This is a genomic window from Propioniciclava flava (assembly GCF_004126535.1).
GTDB classification, from domain to species: domain Bacteria; phylum Actinomycetota; class Actinomycetes; order Propionibacteriales; family Propionibacteriaceae; genus Propioniciclava; species Propioniciclava flava.
The window spans coordinates 379623-403773 of sequence record NZ_PPCV01000002.1 but is presented as its reverse complement, the minus strand read 5'-3'; the positions used below and the strand labels follow the sequence as shown (position 1 = coordinate 403773).

Annotated in this window: 18 protein-coding genes; 1 reads left to right on the top strand and 17 read right to left on the bottom strand. The window is 67.0% G+C overall.

Annotation, left to right across the window (positions count from 1 at the left end; genetic code table 11):
* Positions 1-69: 69 nt before the first annotated feature.
* Positions 70-1518 (bottom strand): threonine synthase, encoded by a 1449-nt coding sequence (gene thrC / locus C1706_RS04660; protein ID WP_129458040.1) that lies wholly within the window; start codon positions 1516-1518, stop codon positions 70-72.
* A 94-nt stretch (positions 1519-1612) separates the two neighbouring features.
* Positions 1613-2185 (bottom strand): TetR/AcrR family transcriptional regulator, encoded by a 573-nt coding sequence (locus tag C1706_RS04655; RefSeq protein ID WP_164987430.1) that lies wholly within the window; start codon positions 2183-2185, stop codon positions 1613-1615.
* 78 nt (positions 2186-2263) lie between these two features.
* Between C1706_RS04655 and C1706_RS04650 the strand changes: the two genes are divergently transcribed.
* On the top strand, positions 2264-6598 hold the full coding sequence (locus C1706_RS04650; protein ID WP_129458038.1) for an acyl-CoA dehydratase activase-related protein: 4335 nt from the start codon (positions 2264-2266) through the stop codon (positions 6596-6598).
* Here C1706_RS04650 and C1706_RS04645 read toward each other — a convergent pair.
* Genes C1706_RS04645 through C1706_RS04575 form a run of 15 tightly spaced genes read right to left on the bottom strand, consistent with a single transcriptional unit; the run spans position 6567 to position 24135 of the window.
* Positions 6567-7961 (bottom strand): amidase, encoded by a 1395-nt coding sequence (locus C1706_RS04645; RefSeq protein WP_129458037.1) that lies wholly within the window; start codon positions 7959-7961, stop codon positions 6567-6569. The genes C1706_RS04650 and C1706_RS04645 overlap by 32 nt on opposite strands.
* A gap of 33 nt (positions 7962-7994) precedes the next feature.
* Positions 7995-8966 (bottom strand): polyprenyl synthetase family protein, encoded by a 972-nt coding sequence (locus tag C1706_RS04640; protein WP_129458098.1) that lies wholly within the window; start codon positions 8964-8966, stop codon positions 7995-7997.
* Positions 8967-8971: 5 nt separating this feature from the next.
* A complete protein-coding gene (gene nuoN, locus C1706_RS04635) occupies positions 8972-10552 on the bottom strand; it encodes an NADH-quinone oxidoreductase subunit NuoN (RefSeq protein WP_129458036.1) in 1581 nt (526 codons plus the stop codon).
* Positions 10553-12064, bottom strand: a complete 1512-nt coding sequence (locus C1706_RS04630) for an NADH-quinone oxidoreductase subunit M (RefSeq protein ID WP_129458035.1) — start codon at positions 12062-12064, stop codon at positions 10553-10555.
* A gap of 13 nt (positions 12065-12077) precedes the next feature.
* Complete coding sequence (gene nuoL, locus C1706_RS04625) at positions 12078-13985, bottom strand: NADH-quinone oxidoreductase subunit L (protein ID WP_129458097.1); 1908 nt, start codon at positions 13983-13985, stop codon at positions 12078-12080.
* A gap of 13 nt (positions 13986-13998) precedes the next feature.
* Complete coding sequence (gene nuoK / locus C1706_RS04620; protein WP_129458034.1) at positions 13999-14298, bottom strand: NADH-quinone oxidoreductase subunit NuoK; 300 nt, start codon at positions 14296-14298, stop codon at positions 13999-14001.
* Positions 14298-15101, bottom strand: a complete 804-nt coding sequence (locus tag C1706_RS04615; protein ID WP_129458096.1) for an NADH-quinone oxidoreductase subunit J — start codon at positions 15099-15101, stop codon at positions 14298-14300. The genes nuoK and C1706_RS04615 overlap by 1 nt, the downstream gene beginning before the upstream one ends.
* Positions 15102-15106: 5 nt before the next feature.
* On the bottom strand, positions 15107-15667 hold the full coding sequence (nuoI, locus tag C1706_RS04610; protein WP_129458033.1) for an NADH-quinone oxidoreductase subunit NuoI: 561 nt from the start codon (positions 15665-15667) through the stop codon (positions 15107-15109).
* Positions 15667-17016 carry an NADH-quinone oxidoreductase subunit NuoH gene (nuoH, locus tag C1706_RS04605; protein WP_206660968.1) on the bottom strand — a complete coding sequence of 450 codons (1350 nt, stop codon included), beginning with the start codon at positions 17014-17016 and terminating at the stop codon, positions 15667-15669. The genes nuoI and nuoH overlap by 1 nt, the downstream gene beginning before the upstream one ends.
* A complete protein-coding gene (locus C1706_RS04600; RefSeq protein ID WP_129458032.1) occupies positions 17013-19415 on the bottom strand; it encodes an NADH-quinone oxidoreductase subunit G in 2403 nt (800 codons plus the stop codon). The genes nuoH and C1706_RS04600 overlap by 4 nt, the downstream gene beginning before the upstream one ends.
* On the bottom strand, positions 19412-20731 hold the full coding sequence (nuoF, locus tag C1706_RS04595) for an NADH-quinone oxidoreductase subunit NuoF (protein ID WP_129458031.1): 1320 nt from the start codon (positions 20729-20731) through the stop codon (positions 19412-19414). The genes C1706_RS04600 and nuoF overlap by 4 nt, the downstream gene beginning before the upstream one ends.
* Positions 20728-21471 (bottom strand): NADH-quinone oxidoreductase subunit NuoE, encoded by a 744-nt coding sequence (gene nuoE / locus C1706_RS04590; RefSeq protein WP_129458030.1) that lies wholly within the window; start codon positions 21469-21471, stop codon positions 20728-20730. Before nuoE ends, nuoF begins: the two co-directional genes overlap by 4 nt.
* Positions 21468-22844, bottom strand: a complete 1377-nt coding sequence (locus C1706_RS04585; protein ID WP_129458029.1) for an NADH-quinone oxidoreductase subunit D — start codon at positions 22842-22844, stop codon at positions 21468-21470. Before C1706_RS04585 ends, nuoE begins: the two co-directional genes overlap by 4 nt.
* Positions 22841-23581 carry an NADH-quinone oxidoreductase subunit C gene (locus C1706_RS04580; RefSeq protein ID WP_129458028.1) on the bottom strand — a complete coding sequence of 247 codons (741 nt, stop codon included), beginning with the start codon at positions 23579-23581 and terminating at the stop codon, positions 22841-22843. Before C1706_RS04580 ends, C1706_RS04585 begins: the two co-directional genes overlap by 4 nt.
* Entirely contained in the window at positions 23578-24135 is a 558-nt protein-coding gene (locus C1706_RS04575; RefSeq protein WP_129458027.1) for an NADH-quinone oxidoreductase subunit B, read from the bottom strand. The genes C1706_RS04580 and C1706_RS04575 overlap by 4 nt, the downstream gene beginning before the upstream one ends.
* Between the last annotated feature and the right edge of the window lie 16 nt (positions 24136-24151).

Here is a 24151-nt window from a genome sequence, read left to right as displayed (position 1 = left end):
TCCTCCCGCCTTCACGCGAACGCCCGCCTCTCCTGCGAGGGGCGGGCGTTCGCGCGTGAGGCGAGGTCGTCAGACCGTGGCCAGTGACGTCTCGATGAGCGCCTTCAGGGCGTCGACGTCGTTGGGCAGGTCGATCACGTGGCGAGGCAAGTTCTCCAGCCCGGCGAACGCGGCCGGACGCTCAACATCGCGGCCGAGCGCCTCCACGATGGTCGCGGAGAACTTCACCGGCAGTGCCGTCTCCAACACGATGACGGGTGCCTCCACGATTCCTGACTCCAGGGCCCGGCGGGCGACGGTGACCCCATCGGCGGTGTGGGGATCGATGATGACCCCGCTGTGGGCCGCTTCTGCGGCGATGGTGGCCAGTCGGTCAGCGTGAGTGGAGGTGCCCGCCACGAAGCCGTAGCGCTCGCCCAGGGCGGCGAACTCCGGCGTTGCGGACAGGTCGATGCTGCCGGTGGCGGGGAGCTCTTCGCCGAACAACTGCCGCACCCGGACGCCGTCGCGGCCCAGCAGGTCGAACACGAACCGCTCGAAGTTGGACGCCTTGGAGATGTCCATCGACGGGCTGGACGTGGCGCGGGTTTCTGCCGATCCGCGCACCCGGTATACGCCGGTGGCGAAGAACTCCGCCAGCACGTTGTTCTCGTTGGTGGCCAGCACGAGGCGGTCGATCGGCAGGCCCATCTCGCGCGCGACGTGTCCGGCGCAGATATTGCCGAAGTTCCCGCTCGGGACGGCGAAGCTGACGCGCTCATCCTCGGACGATGTGGCGTCCAGGTAGAGGGCGACGTAGTAGACGACCTGAGCGACGACACGGGCCCAGTTGATCGAGTTCACCGCACCGATGCTGTGGGCGGCCTTGAACGCGGCGTCCGCGTTGACGGCTTTGACGAGGTCTTGGCAGTCGTCGAAGACGCCTTCGACGGCGATGTTGACGATGGCGGGATCGTCGATGCTGAACATCTGCGCCTGCTGGAAGGGGCTCATGCGACCACGCGGGGTCAGCATGAAGACCCGGACGCGGCTCTTGCCGAGCATGGCGTGCTCGGCAGCGGACCCTGTATCGCCGCTGGTGGCGCCGACGATGGTGAGGGTGGCGTCGCGGCGCTCCAGTTCGTACTCGAACAGTTGTCCCAGCAGTTGCATCGCCATGTCTTTGAATGCGGCGGTGGGCCCGTTCGACAGGTGACCGATCTCAATCCCGCCGGGCAGGTCGGTGACGCCCACCACGGACATGTCGCCGAACGCCTCGGCGGTGTAGGCGCGCTCGCACAGGGCGCGCAGATCGGCTGCGGGAATGTCGTCGATGAACAGTTCCAGCACCGCGGCGGCCAAGGCCGCATACCCCTGCGTGGCGCGCAGTTCACGCCAGGACGCCAGCGTTGCGGCGTCGATGCGGGGGTAGCTCTGGGGGACGTACAGCCCGCCGTCGGGCGCGAGACCCTCGAGCAGGATGTCGCTGAACGAGCGGGCGGGCGCGTCGGCGGCGCCGCGGGTGGAGACATACTTCACGGAGTTGAGCCTACCGAGGGGCGATGGGCGAACGCGTGGCAGTCCGTGCCGACCGAGGCTGACGCACCTCCCCCGCCGGGATGACCGGGCGGCCTCACGCGGTGGCCAGGCCGTCCAGCATGGTGGCCGCAACATCGAGGTAGGCCGCCACGTCGAACTCCGCGAGCAAGGTGCGCTGGGCGAGCATGCCCATCATCTGACCCATCGTCAGCATGGCGATGACGGTGGCTCGCCCTTCCGCGTCCTGGACGCCGCGTGCGCGCAGGTAGACGGCCAGCCCGCCGGTGGTTCGTTCCCGCACGCCCTCCATCTGGTCGCGGATGATGGAGGCCAGTTGGGGCTCGTCGGCGGCGCCAGCCCACAGTTGGACGATCAGCGAGGAGTGCAGCGTCCCGTCCAGCACCGCCCCGGCCATGAGCCGCAGCAGGTCTCCGGGGGACAGCGCTTCGTCCTGGTGCGCGGCCAGGGCCGCCTCCAGCGGCTCGACGAGCGCGCGGCGGGCCACCGCGAGGACGATGTCGTTCTTGCTGCCGAAGTGGTGGTAGACGCTGCCCGCGGAACTGCCGGACGCCGCGATGATCTTCGCGATCGACGCCGCCCGGACGCCGTCGCTGCGGATGAGTTCGGTGGCAGCAGCCACGATCTCGTCGCGTTTGGTGGATCGCATGTGCGGACACCCTCCCCTTCGCCTGCGAAAAGCACTACGCTCTGTAGTAACTAGAACGATCGTTCTAATGGAGGTCTCATGACGCAACCCCCCCTCAGCCTCGGTCTCGACATCGGTTCGACGACGGTGAAGGCCGTCCTGATGGACGCTGACCATGTGGCCTTCTCCGATTATCGTCGCCACCACGCCGACGCGCGAGGAGAAGTGCGGCGCCTCCTGGCCGATATCGCCCACCAGTGGCCCGACGCGCCAGTGCGGGCCGCCGTCACCGGGTCAGGCGGGCTCCAGGTCGCCGAGATGATGGGGGCCACCTTCGTTCAAGAGGTGATCGCCGGCACCGAAGCCGTGGAACGCTTCCACCCCGACGCGGACGTCGTCATCGAACTCGGCGGCGAAGACGCCAAGATCACCTACCTCAAACCCACCCCCGAGCAGCGGATGAACGGCACCTGCGCGGGCGGCACCGGCGCCTTCATCGATCAGATGGCGACTCTGCTGGGGACCGACGCGTCCGGGCTCGACGAGTTGGCCTCGCGCTACGAGACCCTGTACCCCATCGCGTCGCGCTGCGGCGTCTTCGCCAAGTCCGACATCCAGCCCTTGCTCAACCAAGGCGCCGCCCACACCGACCTGGCCGCCTCCGTCTTCCAAGCAGTCGCGACCCAGACGATCTCCGGGCTGGCCTGCGGACGCCCCATCCGCGGCAACCTGGTGTTCCTGGGCGGCCCGCTGCACTTCCTGCCCCAGTTGCGTGCCGCCTACGAGCGCACCCTCGCCGACCAGGTCACCTGCTTCACCACCCCACCCGATGCCCAGCTCTACGTCGCCCGCGGTGCCGCGTTGCTCGCCGACGGGGAACCCACCACGCTCTCCACCCTGATCGCCGGACTGGACGCGGGCGCCGGAGGGGCCCCCTCCCTCACCGCCACCTTGCGCCCCTTGTTCACCGATGACGCCGAACGCGAGGCCTTCACGACCCGCCACGGCGCAGCGACGATTCCCACCGGGGACCTCGCCACCGCGTCCGGCCCGCTGTTTTGGGGTTTGGATGCAGGATCGACGACCATCAAGTCGGTCGTCATGAGCAGCGACGGCACGATCGTGCACCGTCACTACGCAGGCAACGGCGGCGACCCCGTCAAGGCCGCCCTCGGCATCGTCAAGGAGGTCCGCGAGGCGCTCCCGCCGGACGCCTACCTGGCCCGCTGCTGCGTGACGGGCTACGGGGAGGGCCTCGTCCAGGCTGCGCTGCGCGTCGACCAGGGCGAGATCGAGACGATGGCGCACTACCGCGCCGCGGAAGCCATCGCGCCGGGCGTGACCAGCGTCATCGACATCGGCGGACAAGACATGAAGTATCTGCGCGTCCGGGGCGGCGCGCTGGACTCGATCGCCGTCAACGAGGCCTGCTCGTCAGGCTGCGGGTCCTTCCTGCAGACGTTCGCCGAGACCATGGGCACCGACGTGCGCGCGTTCGCCCAGAAGGCGCTCCAGGCGCAGGCCCCGGTCGATCTGGGGTCACGGTGCACCGTCTTCATGAACAGTTCGGTCAAGCAGGCCCAGAAGGAAGGCGCCTCGGTCGGTGACATCGCCGCCGGCCTGTCCTACTCGGTGGTCCGCAACGCGCTCTACAAGGTCATCAAACTGCGCGACGCTGACGCGTTGGGAGACAAGGTCGTCGTCCAAGGCGGCACGTTCCTCAACGACGCCGTCCTGCGCGCCTTCGAACTGCTCACCGGCCGCGAGGTCGTCCGCCCCGACATCGCGGGCCTCATGGGCGCCTATGGGGCCGCGCTGACCGCCCAGCGCTCCTGGGAACCGGACCAGGTCAGTTCACTGATCGAACTCGACGAACTGGACGACTTCCAGGTCGAGGTCGAACGCCGCACCTGCAAGCTGTGCCAAAACCACTGCGGCCTCACCGTCAGCAGCTTCCCCGACGGCAGCCGTCACGTCTCCGGCAACCGCTGCGAGCGCGGCGCGTCGGTGGAGGCCAAGCCGCAGCGCAGCGAGATCCCCAACCTGTACGACTTCAAGTACCGCCGGTTGTTCTCCTACCGTCGCCTCACCGACGCGAAGGCGACCCGGGGCGCCATCGGCATCCCCCGCGTCCTCAACATGTACGAGAACTACCCGCTGTGGTTCACCATCTTGACCCACCTGGGGTTCAAGGTGATGCTGTCGGGACGCTCCAATCACGACCTGTTCACCGACGGCATGGAGACCATCCCCTCAGAAAACGTGTGTTACCCCGCCAAGCTGGCCCACGGGCACATCGAATGGCTGCTGGACCGGGGCGTCACCACGATCTTCTATCCGTGCGTCAGCCTGGAGCAGCCCACCTTCGAGGCGTCCGACCACAACTTCAACTGCCCCGTCGTGGCCTTCTATCCGCAGGTGCTGGCCAAGAACGTCGACCGCCTGCGAGAGCCCGGGGTGAAGTTCCTCGACCCCTTCGTCAACCTCGCCGACCCCGACAAGCTCGCCGAACGCCTCGTCGAGATTTTCGAGAGCGAGGGCGTCACGTTAGCCGAAGCCCAGGAAGCGGTGAGCGCGGGTTATGCCGAAGACGCGGCCTACAAGGCCGACGTCCTCGCCGAGGGACGCCGGGCCCTGGAGTACATGGCCGCCCACGAACGCAAGGGCATCGTGCTGGCCGGACGCCCCTACCACGTCGATCCCGAGGTTCATCACGGCATCCCGGAGATGATCAACCAACTCGGGATGGTCGTCTTGACCGAAGACTCCGTCGCCGATGCGCCGCGCCTGGAACGCCCCCTACGCGTCCGGGATCAGTGGACCTATCACAGCCGCCTGTATGAGGCCGCCGCTCGCGTCCGTACCGAACCCGAACTGCAACTCGTCCAGCTCAACTCGTTCGGTTGCGGCCTCGACGCCGTCACCACCGATCAGGTGCAAGAAATCCTGGAGGCAGCCGGGGACGTCTACACGGCCCTGAAGATCGACGAGGTGTCCAACCTGGGCGCCGCGACGATCCGGCTGCGCTCCCTGAAGGCGGCCACCGCCGAACGCCAGCCCCGCTCGGCGGAAGTCCTCACCTACGACGCTGCCGCCAAGGACGGCGGACGTGCCGTGTTCACGGCCGAAGCCAAGCGCACCCACACGCTGTACGCGCCGCAGATGGCGCCGGTTCACTTCCGGCTGCTCGTCCCGGTGCTGCGCCGCGTCGGATACAACGTCGAACTGCTGGAGCACGCCTCGCGCGACGACGTCGAGGTGGGGCTGCGCTACGTCAACAACGACGTGTGCTACCCGGCCATCATGGTCGTCGGTCAGCTCATCAACACGTTCCTGGCCGGGGGCGCCGATCCCGACAACAGTTCGGTCATCATCACCCAGACCGGGGGCATGTGCCGGGCCACGAACTATGCCGGGATGCTGCGCAAGGGCCTGGCTGACGCCGGGTTCGCCCAAGTGCCCGTGCTGGCCATCAGCGCGCAGGGGCTGGAGGAGAGCCCCGGGTTCAAGCTGACCCCGACCATGATCCACAAGGCCATTCAGGCGGTCGTCATCGGCGACCTCCTCCAAAACGTCGTGCTTCGGACGCGGCCCTACGAGGCGGAGCCCGGATCAGCCGATGCCCTGTATCGCCATTGGGACGCCGTCGCCGGCGAGTTCTTCACCACCGGCGGCTGGTCGGCCACGCTGCGGCGCCGGGTCAGCTACCGCTGGCTGATTGACCACATCGTCACCGCCTTCGATCAGTTGGCCGTGCGCGACGAGCCGCGACGCCCCCGCGTCGGGCTCGTGGGAGAGATCCTGGTGAAGTTCCAGCCCGACGCCAACAACGACGCCGTGCGCACCATCGAGGCCGAAGGCTGCGAGGCTGTCCTCCCCGATCTGCTGCCGTTCTTCATGATGCAGTTGCACACCGCGGGATGGCGGCTCGACAACTTGGGCGTCGGCTCCACGACGGGGGTCAAGCTGCAGCAGGGCATCGCCTGGTTCATCGAGCAATACCAGCGGCCAGCTCGGCGCGCCCTCGCGAAGGCGGAGCGCGACTTCACGGTCTCCCAGCCGCTCGCCGAAATCGCCCGTCGGGCCGAATCCGTCATCTCCCTCGGGACGACCGCTGGTGAAGGCTGGCTGCTCGTCGGGGAGATGATGGAACTCATCGAGCACGGCTGCCCGAACATCATCGTCGCCCAGCCGTTCGCGTGCCTGCCCAACCACGTCGTCGGCAAGGGCGTCTTCCGCGAGTTGCGGCGCCTGTTCCCCGAAGCGAACGTCGTCTCGATCGATTACGACCCCGGGGCCTCCGAGGTCAACCAGCTCAACCGGATCAAGCTCATGGTCGCCACCGCCCACAAGAACGCCGGACGCATCCAGGCCGAAAAGGTCGGGCCGCGTCCCCTGCGCATCACGCCGGTGAGTTCTCCCGTGGGGGTGTGAGCGGCCACGGATGAGCGGCCTCCAGGGAGGCGGCCAGCGCCAGGAGCGCTGCGTCGCGTCCGCGGACGCCGGTCAGCATGACGCCGAGCGGAAGCGTGACGCCGTCGATGTCAGCGCGCACCAACGGCAGGCTGATGGAGGGGCGTCCGGTGAGGTTCGCGACGCTCGTCCAAGGCGTGTAATCGATCTGAGCTGCGAAGTCGCCCGCCGGATCGGCGTCGTCGCGCAAGGCCCCAACCTTGGCGGGGGGCTGCGCCAGCGTCGGGGTGAGGACCGCGTCCAGGCCAGCCCACTGCGCTTCCACCTCCCACTCCAGCTTCTGGATCTCCGCTAACGCTGCGGCGTACTGCACGCCAGTCACGTCACGGCCTCGCTCGCGGAGCCAGCGCGTCAACGGCATGAGCCCCGCATCCGCCTGCGGGGGCAGCGGCAGCCCTGCGGCGCCGGTCGTCCACAGTGCGTCGAAGGCGCCCCACCGGCTGGCGGGAAACGCCCGAGGCGCGTCGACCAGGTCATGTCCCAGATCATCAAGCCAAGCCGCCACCTGTTCGACGGCGGCGACCATCGCGGGATGCACCTGGGCGGTGTCCGAGATGATCGGCGTCACGGAAAGACCGATCCGCAAGCGCTGTGGGGCGTGCTCCAGCCCAGCAAGCAGCCCGTGCCCAGGGGCCAGCACCTCCAAACCGAGCGCCGTGTCCGCGACTGTGCGGCTCAGGACGCCGTCGCAGGCCAGGCCGGGGGTACTCACGCGGCTGGGCGCGGTGGAGACCAGCCCGCGTGAGGGCTTGTGCCCGACCAGGCCACAACTCGCTGCCGGGATCCTGATGCTGCCGCCACCATCGGAAGCGTGCGCGAGCGGGACGATCCCGGCGGCAACAGCCGCTGCCGCTCCCCCACTGGAACCACCGGCGCCACGCGTCCGATCCCACGGCGTGACCGCGGGTGGGCGCCCGGCAGGCTCTGTGTAGGGCGGGAAACCGAACTCGGGGGTGGCTGTCTTGCCCAGCGTCAGCGAATCTGCGTCCATCAGGCGTTGCGCCACGACATCGGTGGTGTCAGCGATGGTGCCGCGCAACAGCGCCGCCCCCGCCTCGAACGGTACCCCGGCGACTTCGGCAAGGTCCTTGATCGGGACAGGCACGCCAGCCAAGGGGCCGACTCGCTCGCCTCGCGTCACCGCCGCATCGACGCGTCGGGCCTGCTCGAACGCCAGATCCGGCGTCAGACAAGCGAAAGCGCCCAGTTCGGGGTCCGCTTCGGCACGGGCGAGGGCCGAGGCCAGGATCGTCTCGGCACTCCACTCCCCAGCCCGGACACGACGCGCCATCTCGACGGCGCTGACCAGATGCTCCTCCTGCATACTCAGGAGGCTACTCCCTAGGCTCCCGGAGGCTTAGGCGGAGCGGAACGCCACCTGATCGCACAGTGCGGACAGGGCGTCCCTCGCGTGTCCCTGCGGCAACACCGACAGGTAGCCGCGAGCCACCTCGGCCCGACGCGCCACCTCGGCCCGTGCCTCGTCCATCACCCGGTGCGCCCGCAGGAGCGTCAACGCCTCGGCCACTTCGGCCTCGTCGTCCAGCGGGCCTGCCGTGAGTTCTAGCAGGCGCGCGTCCTCATCAGTCGCCGAAGCGCGCAGCAGCAGGACCGGCAGCGTAGGCACGCCCTCGCGCAGATCCGTGCCCGGTGTCTTGCCTGACGCGTCGGAAGCGATGTCGAGAAGGTCATCGCTCAACTGGAAGACCAGCCCGATCTCCTCGCCATAGGCGGCCAGCGCCGACAGCACCTCGGGCGGCGCGCCGCACACCATGCCGCCGAAGACCGTGGACGCCGCGATGAGCGATCCCGTCTTGTCGGCGATCACGTCGAGATAGTGCCGTAGCGGATCTTCGCCCTCGGTCAGACCACGCGTCTCGGCGATCTGCCCCTGGACAAGCCGGGCGAACGTTTCTGCCTGCAGCATCACGTAGTCGGTGCCCAGCGTGGCGACCGTGGATGAGGCTCGGGCGAACAGGAAGTCGCCGACCATAATCGCGACCGTGTTCCCCCACCGGCTGTTCGCCGACGGGACGCCGCGACGCACCTCGGCCTCGTCCATCACGTCGTCGTGGTAGAGGCTCGCCACATGGGTGAGTTCCATCACGATCGCCGCCCGGTCGATCGCCGAATCCTCGGCCCCGGCGTACAACTGCGAAGCCAGCACCACCAACAGGGGCCGGAATCGCTTCCCGCCCGCGGCCAGCAAATGCTGGGCGGCGTCCGACGTGAAAGCGGTTTGTGCCGCGGCAGCCTCGGCGAGGCGAAGCTCGATCGCGTCGATCCGCCGCCGGACGAAGGCTTCGAAGTCGGCGTCAGGTTGGGTCAGTGACGTCACCGCAGGAAGCCGCCCGCGAACGCCGCCAACTGCATGACTGAATCGGGAAGCAGCCCGAGCCACAGCGTGCCGACGACACCGATGATGATCGGAATCCACGTCCAGGCGCTTGCGCGGCCCACGAACGTCGTGGGGGCGGGCTCACCGACAAACATCACCACAACCACGCGCAGGTAGAAGTAGGCCGCCACCAACGAGAACAGGACCGCGACGATGACCAGCCACCAGTAGCCGCCCTGCCACGCGGACGTGAAGACGGCCCACTTGCCGATGAAGCCACCTGTCAGCGGGATACCGGCGAAGCTCAGCATGAACAGCGCAAACAGCGCCGCCACCCAAGGGTTCTTCGAGGCCAGCCCGGACCATCCCGCCAGCGTGTTGTCCTCACCGGCCGGGTTGCGGACGAGCGTCACGATGGCGAAGGCGCCGATCGTCGCGAATCCGTACGCCGCCAGGTAGAAGAACACCGACGAAGCGGACGTGGCCTGACCGGCCACCACCTGCTGGTTGGCTCCCACGATCGCGGTGAGAACGAACCCGGCGTGGGCGATGGAACTGTAAGCCAGCAGCCGCTTGATGTCGGTCTGCGTCAAGGCACCGATGACGCCCACGACCATCGTGGCGATCGCGAGCACCGCGAAGATGGGCTGCCACGTCCAGCGCATCCCATCCAGGGCCACGAAGAAGACACGCATCAGCGCGACGACCGCGGCGAACTTCGTGCAGATCGCCATGAAGCCCGTCACCGGAGTGGGAGCGCCCATGTAGACGTCGGGGGTCCAGTTGTGGAACGGGACGACACCGGTCTTGAACAGCAGCCCGATCGCGATGAAGGTCAGCCCGATGAAAATCAGGCCGGGCCCCGTCGTCGCGCCGCCCACGGCAGCGTGAATAACACGCAGGTCGAAGGAGCCGGAGAACACGTACAGCATCGCGATACCGAACAGCATGAACGCTGAGGAGAACGCGCCCAGCAGGAAGTACTTCAGGGCCGCCTCCTGCGACAGGAGGCGACGGCGTCGCGCCATGCCGCTGAGCAGGTACAGCGGAAGCGAGAACACTTCCAGGGCCACGAACAGCGTCAGCAGGTCAGACGCCGAGGCGAACACCATCATTCCGGTCAGGGCGAACAAGCCCAGCGGGAAGACTTCCGTGTGCTCGTGGCGCGCCGCCGACGACTCCGCTTCATCCGCCGACCCCGGAACCGAGGCCGCCGACGCCGCGAAGGTCGTGGCGCCACCGTTGAGGCTCCGCTCGGCGAACACCATGAAGGCCAGCACCCCGAACACCAGCAGGGCGCCCCACGCGAAGTAGGTGGGGCCATCCAGCATGATGGAGCCCATCGCCAGGCGTCCGGCGTACCCGGCCCGCCAGTTGATGACCAGGAAGGCGAGCGAGGCAACACCGGCGGCAATCACCAGCGTGGTCTGGGCGACGAAGCGCAACCGACGCGGAAGGACGGCCTCCAGCAGGATGCCCAGGCAGGCCGCCGCGAACACGAGCAGGACCGGGGCCAGCGCACGCCATTCGAGGGTCGGCGCCGCCATCTCCAGGACCGGCATGAGATACGACGACATCTACTTGGCTCCCTTCACGACCGGAGCGGGATCGGTCACACCGACGTACTCCATGGTCGCCTTGGCGGTGGTTTCGACCATCGACACCGCAGGCTGCGGGACGAAGCCGAAGAACAGCAGCATCGCGATGATCGGCACCATGACCGCCTTCTCGATACCGGTCAGGTCGCGGCCTTCGAAGGCCTTCTGCGTCTGCTCGGTGACAGGGCCGGTCATCGTGCGCTGGTACAAGACGGCCAGCACGTAGACGGCCGCGAGCACCACGCCGATCAGCGCGAACGCCGTGACGATCGGGTTGCGGGCCCACGTTCCGGCGATCACGAGGAACTCGCTGACGAACGTGGCCATGCCGGGCAGCGACAGCGCAGACAATCCGGCCAGCAGCATGACCCCTGCGGTCACCGGTGCGACCTTCTGCACTCCGCCGTAGGCGTTGATGTCGTAGCTGCCTCGACGCTTGGCGAGGAAGCCGACGACCAGGAACAGTGCCGCGGTAGAGAACCCGTGGTTGAGCATGTAGAAGATCGACCCGGTCTGGCTAGTGGTGGTGAAGGCGTAGATGCCCAACACCATGAAGCCGAAGTGGCTGACCGAGGTGTAGGCGACCAGGCGCATCATGTTCGTGCTGCCGATGGCTGCCAGCGCACCCCACAGGATCGAGATGACGGCGAAGACCATCATGAACGGCGCGACCCAGACCGACGCTTCGGGGAACAGACCCAGGCAGAACCGGATCATGCCGAAGGTGCCGATCTTGTCCAGAATGCCGACGAGCAGCGTCGCCGTGCCTGGCGTCGATGCGGCGGCCGTATCCGGCAGCCACGTGTGCAACGGCACCATGGGTGCCTTGATGATGAACGCGATCAGGAAGCCCAGCATCAGCCAGCGACCCAGATCCCCGTCGATGCGCAGGCTGGCCAGGTCACCGATCAGGTAGGACGGCATGCCCTGGCTGGCCGAGACGGCGAACAGCCCGACGACCGAAGCCAGCATGATCAGGCCACCGGCCAGGCTGAACAGCAGGAACTTCAGCGCCGCGTAGCCGCGCCGTTCCCCGCCGAACCCGACGATCAGGAAGTACGTCGGTATCAGCGTCGCCTCGAAGAAGAGGTAGAACAGCAAGACGTCGGTGGAGGTGAAGACGAACAGCGCCAACCCTTCCAAGATGAGCACGAGCGCGAAGAAGGTCTGCGCGCTCCAGCGCCCGGCGGGGGGTTCCCATTCGGCGAGCAGCACCAACGGGGTCAAGACGACGGTCAGCAGGATCATCGCCAGCCCCATGCCGTCCACGCCCAGCGCCCACCACGCACCGAACGCGCGGATCCACGGGACGGTCACGCTCAGGTCGACGCCAGAACCGCGCATCACGGCGACGGCCACACCGACGGCCAGCGTGGCCACCGAGAACACCAGGCCGAGCGTGCGGGCTGCGCCCTTGCCCATCGGCAAGAACAGGAGCAGGCCACCGATGATCGGCAGCAGGCCGAGGAAGGTGAGCCAAGGGAATGTCATGTCAACTCCTCCCTCAGCCCAGCTGACTGAGGATCAGAACGGCACCCACGACCAGCACGCCGAGCAGCATGGTGAGGGCGTAGTTGCGGGTGTAGCCGGTTTGCAAGCGTCGCAGTTGCGTCGACAGACCCTGGAAGGCACGGCCCGCGCCGTCGAACGAGCGGTCGATGAGCGAGACGTCGGCGGTATCGATCGCCTTGGCGGTGGCGACCGTGGGATGGGTGAACAAGAAGCCGTTCACCTGGTCGCCGAACAAGACGTTGCGACCGGCGATGGTGACGGGGTTCTTGGTAGCCGGAGCCACGTCGGGGATGCTCCCCCGCCCGAACACCATCCAGGACGCCGCGACACCAGCCGCCACGACCAGCAGGGTGGCCCACCCGACAGGCGTCGGGATGAGGCTGATGTCGTGAGCGTGGTTACCCACAGCCGGCTCAAGCCAAGTCTGGATCCACCAGTTCATCAGCAGGCCCGCGCCCACCGAGAACACGGCCAAGATGATCAGCGGAACGGTCATGGCCTTGGGCGACTCGTGCGGATGCACCCCCTGACGCCAGCGCTTCTCGCCGAAGAACGTCATCAGCATCAACCGCGTCATGTAGAAGGCGGTGATGCCCGCACCCAGCAGGGCGCACAAGCCGATGACGACATTGTTGGCGAAGGCCGCCTCGATGATGTGGTCCTTGGAGAAGTAGCCCGCGAAGAACGGGAACCCGATGATGGCCAGGTAGCCCATCGAGAACGTCAAGAATGTGACGCGCATGGCACTCGCGAGGCCACCGAAGTGGCGCATGTTCACGTCGTCGTTCATGCCGTGCATGATCGATCCGGCTCCCAAGAACATGTTGGCCTTGAAGAAACCATGCGTCAGCAGGTGGAAAATCGCGAAGGCATACCCGGCGGGCCCGATGCCCGCAGCGAGCATCATGTAGCCGATCTGGCTCATGGTCGAGCCTGCAAGGACCTTCTTGATGTCGTCTTGGCTCGTGCCGATCCAGGCGCCAGCCAGGAGGGTCACCGTCCCGACGATCACGACCGCCGCTTGGGCGATCGGGGCCATCTCGAAGATCGCGTGGCTGCGCACCACCAGGTAGACCCCGGCAGTAACCATCGTCGCCGCGTGAATGAGGGCCGACACCGGCGTGGGGCCTTCCATGGCGTCCAGCAGCCAGGCCTGCAACGGAACCTGAGCCGACTTGCCACAGGCGGCCAGCAGCAGGAAGAAGCCGATCAGCGTCGCCCACAGCGGAGGAACGTGGGCTGCACCCGCGTTGACCGCCTCAAACGAGGAGGACCCGAACATGGCCAGCATGGTGCTGATCGCCATGAGCAGCCCCAGGTCGCCGACACGGTTCATCACAAAAGCCTTGGTTCCGGCGGCGGCCGCGGACGGCTTGTGCTGCCAGAAGCTGATGAGCAGGTAGGACGCCAAACCGACGCCTTCCCAGCCGACGAACAACACAAGGTAGTTGTCGGCGAGCACCAGGATGAGCATCGCGGCGATGAACAAGTTCAGGTAGGCGAAGAACCGGCGGCGGCGCGCGTCGTGGGCCATGTACCCGATCGAGTAGATGTGGATCAGCGACCCGACACCGGTGATCAGCAGGGCGAACAAGATGGAGAGTTGGTCGACCAGGAGGCCAACCTCGAACGTCCAGTGTCCGACGCCCAGCCAGGTGTAGAGGTGAGCGGAGACGGCGCGCTCGGAGGCCGGGCGCATCATCTGCTCGGCGAACAGGCACACGGCAATCGCGAACGACCACACCACTGCGGCGGTCGCCGCAAGGTGTCCCCAGCGATCGGAGAGCTTGCCCGCCAGGAGCAGCAGGCCAGCCATCACCGCGGGGACGGCGATCATCGTCCACGCGAGCGTGAACATGCCGGTCGCTGCGACCGGGGCGGCGAGGGTTTCCAGAAGCATCACGTCGCCCACCTCAGAGCTTCAGCAGGTTGGCGTCATCGACCGAGGTCGAACGACGCGTCTTGTAGATCGAAACGATGATCGCCAAACCGACCACGACCTCCGCGGCAGCCACGACCATCACGAAGAAGGACGCCACCTGCCCGTTCAGCCCGCCGGTGATCTGCGACCCGGCGACCAAAGCCAGGTTGCACGCATTCAGCATCAGTTCCACGCACATGAAGGCGACCAGCGCGTTGCGGCGCACGAGGACACCGATCGAGCCGATCGAGAACAACAGCGCGGCCAAGATGAGGTAATTCTCCGGGTTCATCACTCGTCCTCGTCTTCCTCGACGGCCTCGATGGCGGCGAACGTTTGATCGGTCACCTTGGCCAACGGGATCGGATCGATGACCGCACCACGCAACAGCAGCGTCTGGCTGATCGACTTCGGCGCAATCGAACCGTCCGGCAACAGGGCCGGGGCTGCGATGGAGTTCGTGGTGGCGTAGACGCCCGAGTTGGGCAGCGGACCGGGGTGCTCACCCTTGTCGGCGTAAGCCGCCATGCGCTCCTGCGCCAACTCACGTTGATCGCGCTTCGGCGTCACACGCTGACGATGGGCCAAGATCATTGCGCCCACGGCAGCGGTGATCAGCAGTGCGCTGGCCAATTCGAAGACGAAGATGTAGCGCCCGAACATCAAGTTGGCTAGCCCCTGCGGGTTACCACCGAACTGTGCGTTCGCCTCGACGACCGTGGCAGCGGGCTGTGTGATCGAGCCGATGATCGCGAAGATCAGCAGGGCCGCCAGGCCGATGCCAGCCAGGATCGCCAGTGGCCGCTGTCCCTTGAGGGTCTCGACAGCCGAGTCGGGGGTGTCGACGCCCACCATCATCATGACGAACAAGAACATCATCATGACGGCACCGGTGTAGACGATGATCTGGGTCATCGCCAGGAAGGGTGCATCCAAGGAGGCGTACAGCACGGCGAGGCTGATCATCGCGACAGCCATCGACAAGGCGGCGTACACGGCCCGCCTGCTGAACACGAGGCCTAGAGCACCGAGCACCGCCAACGGGGCGCCGATCCAAAACGTCACCTCCGCTCCGGTCACGAGCGGAATGAGCATGGGGCTCACGAGGCGACCTCCTCGGTATTGACAGGACCGGTGCGGGTGTCCGGGACGCCGGTGGGCGGCAGGCCGAGGAAGTAGTCCTTCTCGTCCGCGCCGAGCCGCTGCGGATGCGGAGGCTCTTCCATGCCCGGCAGGAGCGGCGCCAGCAGGCGGTCCTTGGTGTAGATCATCAGTTCGCGACTGGTGTCGGCGAGCTTGAAGTCGTTGGTCATCGTCAGCGCCCGTGTCGGACACGCCTCGATGCACAGGCCGCACAGGATGCAGCGCAAGTAGTTGATTTGGTAGACGCGGCCGTACCGCTCCCCGGGGGAGTAACGCTCGTCGTCGGTGTTGTTAGCACCTTCGACGTAGATCGCGTCGGCCGGGCATGCCCAGGCGCACAGTTCGCAGCCCACACACTTTTCCAGGCCGTCGGGCCAGCGGTTGAGCTGGTGTCGCCCGTGGAAGCGCGGTGCGGTGACCTTCTCCTGTCCGGGCATCGGGTAGCCCTGGGTGAAGGTCTTACGGAAGATGGTTCTGAAGGTGACGCCGAAGCCGGCCCACGCATCGAAGATGCCCATTACTGGTCGCCCTTCCTCTCCTCGTCGGACGTCAGGACGCCCTGTTGTTCGGTGTCTGCGGTGGAACTGCCCGCCACCACTCCGGCGAACTCGGGCAGCGTCTGCCCGGGCATCGGGGGCACCGGGTATCCCCCGGCGAAGGCATCGAACGGCCCTTCGGGTTTCGGTGGGGCCACCTCAACCCGCTCCCCGCCCAGGAACACCACCGCGATCAGCCCGCAGGCCACCACGCCGATGAGGATGAACAGGAGCGGCCCCTGCAGCAGGCCGTGGTTCATCAGGCCACGCATGACGGCGATCACCATGACCCAGGCCAGCGAGATCGGGATCAGCCACTTCCAGCCCAGCGTCATGAACTGGTCGTAGCGGAAGCGAGGCAGCGTGCCGCGCAGCCACACGAAGATCGAGATCAGGAACTGCACCTTGATGAAGAACCACAAGAAGCCCCAGTAGCCGGTGTCGGGGATGATCATGCTCAAGGGCCAGATCGCCTTGTAGCCGCCGAGGAACAACGTCGTCGCGACGGCGGACACCGTCGCCATGTTGATGTACTCGGCGAGGAAGAAGATGGCGTACCGGAAGCCGGTGTACTCGGTGAGGTGACCCGACACCAGTTCGGATTCACACTCGGGCAGGTCGAAGGGGGCGCGGTTGGTCTCGCCGACCATCGAGATCACGTACACGATGAACGAGGGGAACAGCAACGCCCAGTACCACTGCTGCAGGTTCAAGGCGTTGCCCCCGAACAGCGGCAGCCCCTGCGCTTCGACGATTTCGGAGGTCGACATGCTGCCCGCGTACAGGAACACGGCGACGTAGCTCAGCCCCATGGAGATCTCATAGGAGATCATCTGGGCCGAGGAGCGCAGCGAACCGAGCAACGAGTAGGGCGAGTTCGACGACCAGCCGGCCAGCACGAACCCGTAGACCGCGACCGAACTCATCGCGAGGAGGAGAAGCGCGGAGACGGGCATGTCGGTGACCTGCAGGCGCGTCGTCACCCCGAACATGTTCACCTCGCCGCCCAGCGGGAGCACCGACCAGGCACCGAAGGCGCACACGCCGGCGAGGATGGGGGCGATGGTGAACAGCACCCGATCGACCATGCCCGGAGCGAAATCCTCCTTGAACATGAGTTTGAGGCCATCACCCAGCGCCTGGCCCAAACCGCCCAGCCAGATCGGGTTCATGATCGGGCCAAGACGATGCTGCATCTTGGCGACCAGGCGGCGCTCGTACCACACGTTGAAGATCGTCCAGGTCAGCAGCAGGACGACCACGCCGACGACCTTGATCAGGACGATCCACCAGGGATCGTTCATGAAGATCGAAATGTCTGCAGGCGTCATGCCGCACCTCCGTTGACTTCGACGGTTTCACCGGCAACGACGTCGAGCTCACCGAGCCCGGCACCGTGACGGTTTCCGGGGATCCAAACCACCCCGTCGACCATGGAATCCTCGATCACCAGCGGGAGCGTGGTCGCCCCGCCGCGAGCCGTCACCGTGAGCGGTTCTCCGGCTCCCACGCCCAGCGCCGCAGCCGTAGCCGGGCTGAGTCGTGCGACGTCCGGCTTGGCGGTCTCCAGCAGCGCGGTCGCACCATCGGTGGAGGCCGACCCGCCCAACAGGAGGCGCCACGACGCCAAGACGAGCGACGTCGGGAAGGCGACGTCAGGCAGCCCGCCCGCGGCTACGGCCGGGGCAGCGACGCGAGCACCCTCCCAGGCGCCCAGTTCGTCGAACTCGGCGCGCGCGCCAGCAGGAACCCGGAAGCCCAGATCCTCACCCAGCGCATCGGCGAGCATCGCCAGCACACGCACATCGGTCATCGGGGAAGGAACCCGCTTGATGACGCGGTTGACGCGTCCGGGGCGGTGCTCCCAGTTCCAGAACGTTCCGGCCTGCTCCTCGATCAAGTCGACCGGGAACACCACGTCGGCGCGCTCGGTCACCTCGGACTGACGCGACTCGAGGCTGATCACGAAGCCAGCCTTCTCGATGCCGTCACGCGTGGTCTGGGCGTCGGCGAAGTCGGTCGGCTGAAACCCGGCCACCACGAGGGCGTTCAGTTCACCAGCCGCAGTAGCGGCAAGGATCTGGGCCCCGGTCAGGCCGGGAGCGCTCGGCACCTCAGCCCCCCAGGCGGCAGCCAGATCGACGCGCGCGGCGGCGTCCGCCACCGGGCGACCGCCCGGGAGAAGCCCGGGCAGGCATCCGGCCTCCAGAGCGCCACGATCACCGGCGCGGCGCGGGATCCACGCGACGCGCGCCCCCGTCCGCTCGGTGAGGTCGGCCAGCGCGCTGAACGCACCGGGCAGGCCCGCTGCGCGCTCCCCCACCAGGATGACGGTGTCGGCGTCGGCGTCCAGGGTCGAGATGACCGACGCCTCGGTGCCGGGGACGGCAGCGATCAGGTTCGCGTTGAGCTTGGCGAAACCGTTGGACAGGTACGGGGCCACGCTGTGCACCGTGAGCTTGTTCTTCCGCACGCCCTTGCGCAGCCGCAGGAAGACGATCGCGCTTTCTTCCTCGGGCTCAAACGCCACGCAGATCACCGAAGAGGCGCTTTGCAGGTCGGCGAAGGTGACGCCCTCCCCCAGACGCTTGCCCGCCACGGAACTGCCCAGGAACTGGGCCTCCTCATCGCTGGCTTGCCGGGAGCGGAAGTCGATGTTGTTGGTCCCCAGCACCGTGCGGGCGAACTTGGAGTAGCCGTAAGCGTTCTCCAGCGTCAGGCGTCCGCCGGTGAGGACGCCGACGCTCGAGCCAGCGGCCTTCAAGCCGGTGACGGCGGCGTCGATCGCCTCAGGCCAGGACGCCACGCGCAGTTCGCCGTTCTCGCGCACGAGCGGTGCGGTGATGCGGTCGTCTTGACGCCCGGAGTAGAAGCCGAAGCGGCCCAAGTCGCAGTTCCACTCTTCGTTGACTTCGGGCTTGTTGCCCGCGAGGCGGCGCTTGACCTGGAAGTGACGGTGATCGGTTCGCAGTTCGCAGCCCGACGCGCACCCCTCGCAGGTGGTGGTCGTGGAGACCAGATCGAACGGGCGCGCCTGGAAGCGGTAGTCGGCACTGGTCAGCGCACCGACCGGGCAGATCTGGATGACGTTGCCCGAGAAGTAGCTGTCGTAGGGATGGTCCTCGTAGAAGCCCACCTGCTGCAGCGCGCCGCGCTCGACCAGCGCGATGAACGGATCGCCCGAAATCTGCTCGGAGAACCGGGTGCAGCGTGCGCACAAGACGCAACGCTCGCGGTCGAGGAGGATCTGCGCGGAAACCGAGACGGGCTTGGGGAACGTACGCTTGACGCCCTCGTATCGCGAGGTGCCCCGACCGTGCGACATGGCCTGGTTCTGCAGGGGGCACTCGCCGCCCTTGTCGCAGATCGGGCAATCAAGCGGGTGGTTGATCAGCAGGAGTTCCAGGATGCCGCGCTGAGCCTTATCGGCCTTCTCGGAGCTGACCTGGGTCTTGACCTGCATGCCGGGCGCGCACTCCAGGGTGCAGGACGCCTGAGGCTTGGGCATGCCGCGCCCATTGCCCATGTCGGGCACCTCGACCATGCACTCGCGACAGGCCCCGACCGGGTCGAGCAGCGGGTGGTCGCAGAAACGCGGGATGTCGACGCCGATCATCTCGGCGGCGCGGATCACCAGCGTGCCCTTGGGCACCTTGACCTCGGTGTCGTCGATGAAGACGCTGATCAGGTCGCTGGCGACGACATCGCCAGCCTTGGCCTCGACGCTCATGCGTGCGCTCCTTCGGACTGCTTGGCGAACAGGGCGCTGCGCCCGTAGGGGAACAACTCCCATGCAGGCGTGTGGTAGCCCTGTTCGAACTCGGAACGGAAGTGCTTCACGGCGCTGGTGACACACGCCACGGCGCCATCGGCCAGCGCGCAGAACGACTTGCCGCCGATGTTGTCGCACAGGTCGAGCATCTTTTCGATGTCGCCCTCGGACGCCTTCCCGGCCTCGAAGTCGCGCAGCAACTGCACCAGCCACCAGGTACCTTCGCGGCAGGGCGTGCACTTGCCACAGGATTCGTGCTTGTAGAACTCCACCCAGCGCAGCGTGGTGCGAACCACCGAGGTGGTCTCGTCGAAGATTTGCAGCGCCTTGGTCCCCAGCATGGAACCGGCACCGGCCATGCCCTCGTAGTCCAGCGGGAGGTCGATGTCAGCCGGCGTCAGGATCGGGGTGGACGAGCCGCCCGGGGTCCAGAACTTCAGTTCGTGTCCCTCGCGGACGCCCCCGGAGAGTTCCAGCAACTGGCGCAACGTGATGCCCAGAGGTGCCTCGAACTGGCCCGGGCGGGCGACGTGGCCCGACAGCGAGTACAGCGTGTACCCCTTGGACTTCTCCGACCCCATCGAGGAGAACCAGGACGCCCCCTCGCGAATGATGGAGGGCACCGACGAGATCGTCTCGACGTTGTTCACCACGGTCGGCGAGGCGTACAGGCCCGCCACGGCGGGGAACGGGGGCCGCAAGCGCGGTTGCCCGCGGCGGCCTTCGAGGGAATCCAGCAGCGCCGTCTCTTCGCCGCAGATGTAGGCGCCCGCACCAGCGTGGACGACGATCTCCAGGTCGTAGCCCGAGCCGAGGATGTTCTTGCCCGCATACCCGGCCGAGTAGGCCTCGCGGACGGCTTGCTGCAGGCGTCGGATCACGTGGGCGACCTCACCGCGCACGTAGATGAACGCGTAAGCGCACCCGATGGCGTAGGAGGAGATGATGACGCCCTCCACCAGGGTGTGGGGCGAGGCCATCAGCAGCGGCATGTCCTTGCAGGTGCCCGGCTCCGACTCGTCGGCGTTCACCACGAGGTACTTCGGGTTGGGGTTGTCCTGCGGGACAAAGCTCCACTTCATGCCGGTCGGGAAGCCCGCGCCGCCGCGGCCGCGCAGCCCCGAATCCTTCACCACGGAGATCACGTCCGACGGCGAGGTCTTCAGCGCCTTCTTCAGGCCCTGGTAGCCGCCGGTGCGCTCGTAGTTGGCGATCTTCCAGGAGCGCTCCTGGGTCCAGTTCTTGCTCAGGACGGGCGTCAGCAGGTCAGTCACTGGTTCTCCTCCTTCACCGGTGCAGCGATCTCACCGGGGGTCGGCGCCTGCCAACCCCGCTCTTCGGCGATCTGCAGGCCCAGCAGCGAGGCCGGACCGGCGCTGGGGCCCTCGTCGGCGCGGCCGTCGGGGAACCCGGCCAGCAGGCGCTCGGTGTTGCGCCACCCGGTCAGGACCGGGCCACGCGTGGACTGGACGGGACGTCCGGCAGCCAGATCGTCGATCATGGCGGACGCCTTGACCGGATCCATGTTGTCCATGAACTCCCAGTCGACCATCATCACCGGCGCATAGTCACACGCCGCGTTGCACTCGATCCGCTCCAGCGTGAACATGCCATCGGGGGTGGTCTCCCCCTCCCCGACGCCCAGCTTCTCGCTCACCTCATCGAGCAGGATGTCGCCGCCCATGACCGCGCACAGCGCGGTGGTGCAGACGCCGACGTGGTGCTTGCCGCCCGGCTTGCGGACGTACATCGTGTAGAAGGTCGCCACGCCCGCAACCTGGGCGGTGGTGATGCCCAAGACGTCGGCGCACACCTCAATGCCGCGGGGAGAGATGCGCCCGTCGACGGACTGGACCAGGTGCAGCATCGGCAACAGCGCCGAACGCGGCTCGGGGTAGCGAGCCGCGATCTGGCGCATCTCTTCGACGGTCGCGTCCGTGATCGAGGACGCCGTGTCGGCGTAATCGATGGAACCGGACTCGGGGAAGAACGACTGGAACTCGTGACCGCTCACCGGTCAACACCTCCCATGACGGGGTCGAGCGAACCGACCGCGACGACGACGTCGGAGATCATGCCGCCTTCGCACTGGATCGGGATGGACTGCAGGTGGTTGAACCCTGGGTCCCGCATGTGGACGCGGAAGGGGCGCGTGCCGCCGTCGGAGACGACGTGAGCGCCTAGTTCGCCCTTGGGGGACTCGATCGGGACGTAAGCCTGACCGGCGGGTACCTTGAAACCTTCGGTGACCAGCTTGAAGTGGTGGATCAGGGCCTCCATTGAGGTGCCCATGATCTCCTTGATGTGCTCGTGGCTGTTGCCCTGGCCGTCCGGACCGACCGCCAACTGTGCGGGCCAGGCGATCTTCTTGTCGGCCACCATCACGGGCTGCCCGACGGAGGCCTCCAGCCGGTCGGCGCACTGCTTGACGATCTTCAGCGACTCCCACATCTCCGCGAGGCGGACGCGGAAGCGCGCGTAGCCGTCGCTGCTGGGCCACTGCTCGGGCTCGCCCTCGGCCGGTACCGGCCAGGCGCACACGTCGAAGTCGTAGGTCTCGTAACCGCAGTACGCCTGCTGCTTGCGCAGATCCCAGGCGTACCCGGTGGAGCGCAGGACCGGTCCGGTGACCCCGAGCGCCATGCAGGCCGCGAGATCCTGGTGCCCGATCCCCATCATGCGGCCCTTGAAGATCGGGTTCTCGTTGCAGAACGCCGCGTACTCGGGCAGGTGATCGTCCAGCCAGGTGATGAGGTCACGCAACTGGGCCAGCCCGTTCTCGGGCAGGTCGTTGGCCACGCCGCCGGGGCGGATGTAGTTGTGGTTCATGCGCAGGCCGGTGAGCGCCTCGAAGAAGTCGAGGATCATTTCGCGCTCACGGAAGCCGATCGTCATGACGGTCAGCGCGCCGATCTCCATGCCGCCGGTGCCGATGGCGACCAGGTGGGAGGCGATCCGGCACAGTTCCATGACCAGCACGCGCAACTCGTTGGCGCGCTCGGGGATCTGGTCTTCGACGCCCAGCAGGCGCTCGACCGACAGACAGTAGGCGGCCTCATTGAACAGCGGCGCCACGTAATCCATGCGGGTCACGAAGGTGCCGCCCTGAACCCAGCTGCGGTACTCCATGGTCTTCTCGATGCCAGTGTGGAGGAAGCCGATGGCCGGACGGATCTTGACCACGGTCTCCCCGTCACACTCCAACTCCAGGCGAAGGACGCCGTGGGTGGAGGGGTGCTGCGGGCCCATGTTGATGACCATGGTCTCGTCGCTGCGCTCAGCCTGCTCCTGCGCGATCTCGGCCCAGTCGCCGCCCATCGCCGTGTAGACGGCGTCGGCAGGCTTGTCGCCGGACCCGGCGTAGAAGTCGCGAGTGGTTGCGCTCATCGGTACGTCCTCCGCTGATCCGGGGGCGGAACAACCGCACCCTTGTATTCCACGGGAATGCCGCCCAGCGGGTAGTCCTTGCGCTGGGGGTGCCCGACCCAGTCATCCGGCATGAGGATGCGGGTCAGTGACGGGTGATCGTCGTAGATGATCCCGAACATGTCCCAGGCTTCCCGCTCATGCCAATCGGCAGCCGGGTAGATGGCGCACACGCTCGGGATGTGCGGGTCGGCGTCGGGGCAGGTGACCTCGACACGCAACCGGCGGTTATGGGTGAAGGACTGCAGGTGGTACACCGAGTGCAGTTCGGCGCCGGCGTCGGTGGGATAGTTCACCCCGGAAACGCTCATGCAGCCCTCGTAGCGCAGGTGGGCGTCGTCGCGCAGCGCGGTGACGACCTCCAGCAGCTTCTCGCGCGGGACGAAGATCGTCAGCTCACCGCGATCCACCAGCACATGGCTGAACGGATCATCGACCAGAGTCTCCAACCGTGCCACGATCCGCTCATCCGCGTCGTCGAGCGGGCGTGCGCTGTACCGCTTGGGCAGGTACTCGCGCACGATCTCGCCGTAGCCGGACGTGTCGGGAGAGCCGTCGGACCACATGCCACGCCGGGTCACCGGGGGCTGCGGGCTGGGCTGGGCGTCTTCGCGTTCCAGGCCCGCCGACGGCGCCGAGTCGGCACCCTCAACGGGATCAGAGATCGTCTTCTCCTCGCCAGGCAGCTTGTCGCTCATCGCATGAGCCCCTTCTGCTCGAGGGTCGGCGTCGCGATCAAGGCGAGTTCTTCGAGATCCTCCAGCACCTTCGCGCGGTGCGCACCCATGGGATCCTTCAACACGATTTCGCGGAGCTTGAACATGCCGTCGATCAGCATGTCCGGACGCGGCGGGCAACCGGGCACGTACACGTCAACCGGGACGATGTGGTCGCCGCCCTGCACGATCGCATAGTTGTTGAACATGCCGCCCGCGCTGGCGCACACGCCCATCGCCATGACCCACTTCGGGTTCGGCATCTGGTCGTAGACCTGACGCATGACGGGGGCGAACTTTTGGCTGACGCGCCCGGAGATGATCATGAGGTCGGCCTGGCGCGGCGAGGCGCGGAAGACCTCTTGACCCCAGCGGCCGGCGTCGAAGCGCGGCGTGCCGAAGCTCATCATCTCGATCGCGCAGCAGGCGATGCCGAACGTGGCTGGCCAAAACGACGTGCGCCGCATCCAACCAGCAACGGCTTCCACGGTCGTGGTGAGGATGCCCTCTTCGGGCAGTGCGTCCTCGATACCCATCGGTGAGTCCCTTTCT

Coding starts and splice junctions, on each gene's coding strand:
- C1706_RS04655 (WP_164987430.1), bottom strand. CDS start 2,185: ATGCGATCCACCAAACGCGACGAGATCGTGGCTGCTGCCACCGAACTC.
- C1706_RS04650 (WP_129458038.1), top strand. CDS start 2,264: ATGACGCAACCCCCCCTCAGCCTCGGTCTCGACATCGGTTCGACGACG.
- C1706_RS04645 (WP_129458037.1), bottom strand. CDS start 7,961: ATGCAGGAGGAGCATCTGGTCAGCGCCGTCGAGATGGCGCGTCGTGTC.
- nuoN (WP_129458036.1), bottom strand. CDS start 10,552: ATGTCGTCGTATCTCATGCCGGTCCTGGAGATGGCGGCGCCGACCCTC.
- C1706_RS04630 (WP_129458035.1), bottom strand. CDS start 12,064: ATGACATTCCCTTGGCTCACCTTCCTCGGCCTGCTGCCGATCATCGGT.
- nuoL (WP_129458097.1), bottom strand. CDS start 13,985: ATGCTTCTGGAAACCCTCGCCGCCCCGGTCGCAGCGACCGGCATGTTC.
- nuoK (WP_129458034.1), bottom strand. CDS start 14,298: ATGAACCCGGAGAATTACCTCATCTTGGCCGCGCTGTTGTTCTCGATC.
- C1706_RS04615 (WP_129458096.1), bottom strand. CDS start 15,101: ATGCTCATTCCGCTCGTGACCGGAGCGGAGGTGACGTTTTGGATCGGC.
- nuoI (WP_129458033.1), bottom strand. CDS start 15,667: ATGGGCATCTTCGATGCGTGGGCCGGCTTCGGCGTCACCTTCAGAACC.
- nuoH (WP_206660968.1), bottom strand. CDS start 17,016: ATGACGCCTGCAGACATTTCGATCTTCATGAACGATCCCTGGTGGATC.
- C1706_RS04600 (WP_129458032.1), bottom strand. CDS start 19,415: ATGAGCGTCGAGGCCAAGGCTGGCGATGTCGTCGCCAGCGACCTGATC.
- C1706_RS04585 (WP_129458029.1), bottom strand. CDS start 22,844: ATGAGCGCAACCACTCGCGACTTCTACGCCGGGTCCGGCGACAAGCCT.
- C1706_RS04580 (WP_129458028.1), bottom strand. CDS start 23,581: ATGAGCGACAAGCTGCCTGGCGAGGAGAAGACGATCTCTGATCCCGTT.
- C1706_RS04575 (WP_129458027.1), bottom strand. CDS start 24,135: ATGGGTATCGAGGACGCACTGCCCGAAGAGGGCATCCTCACCACGACC.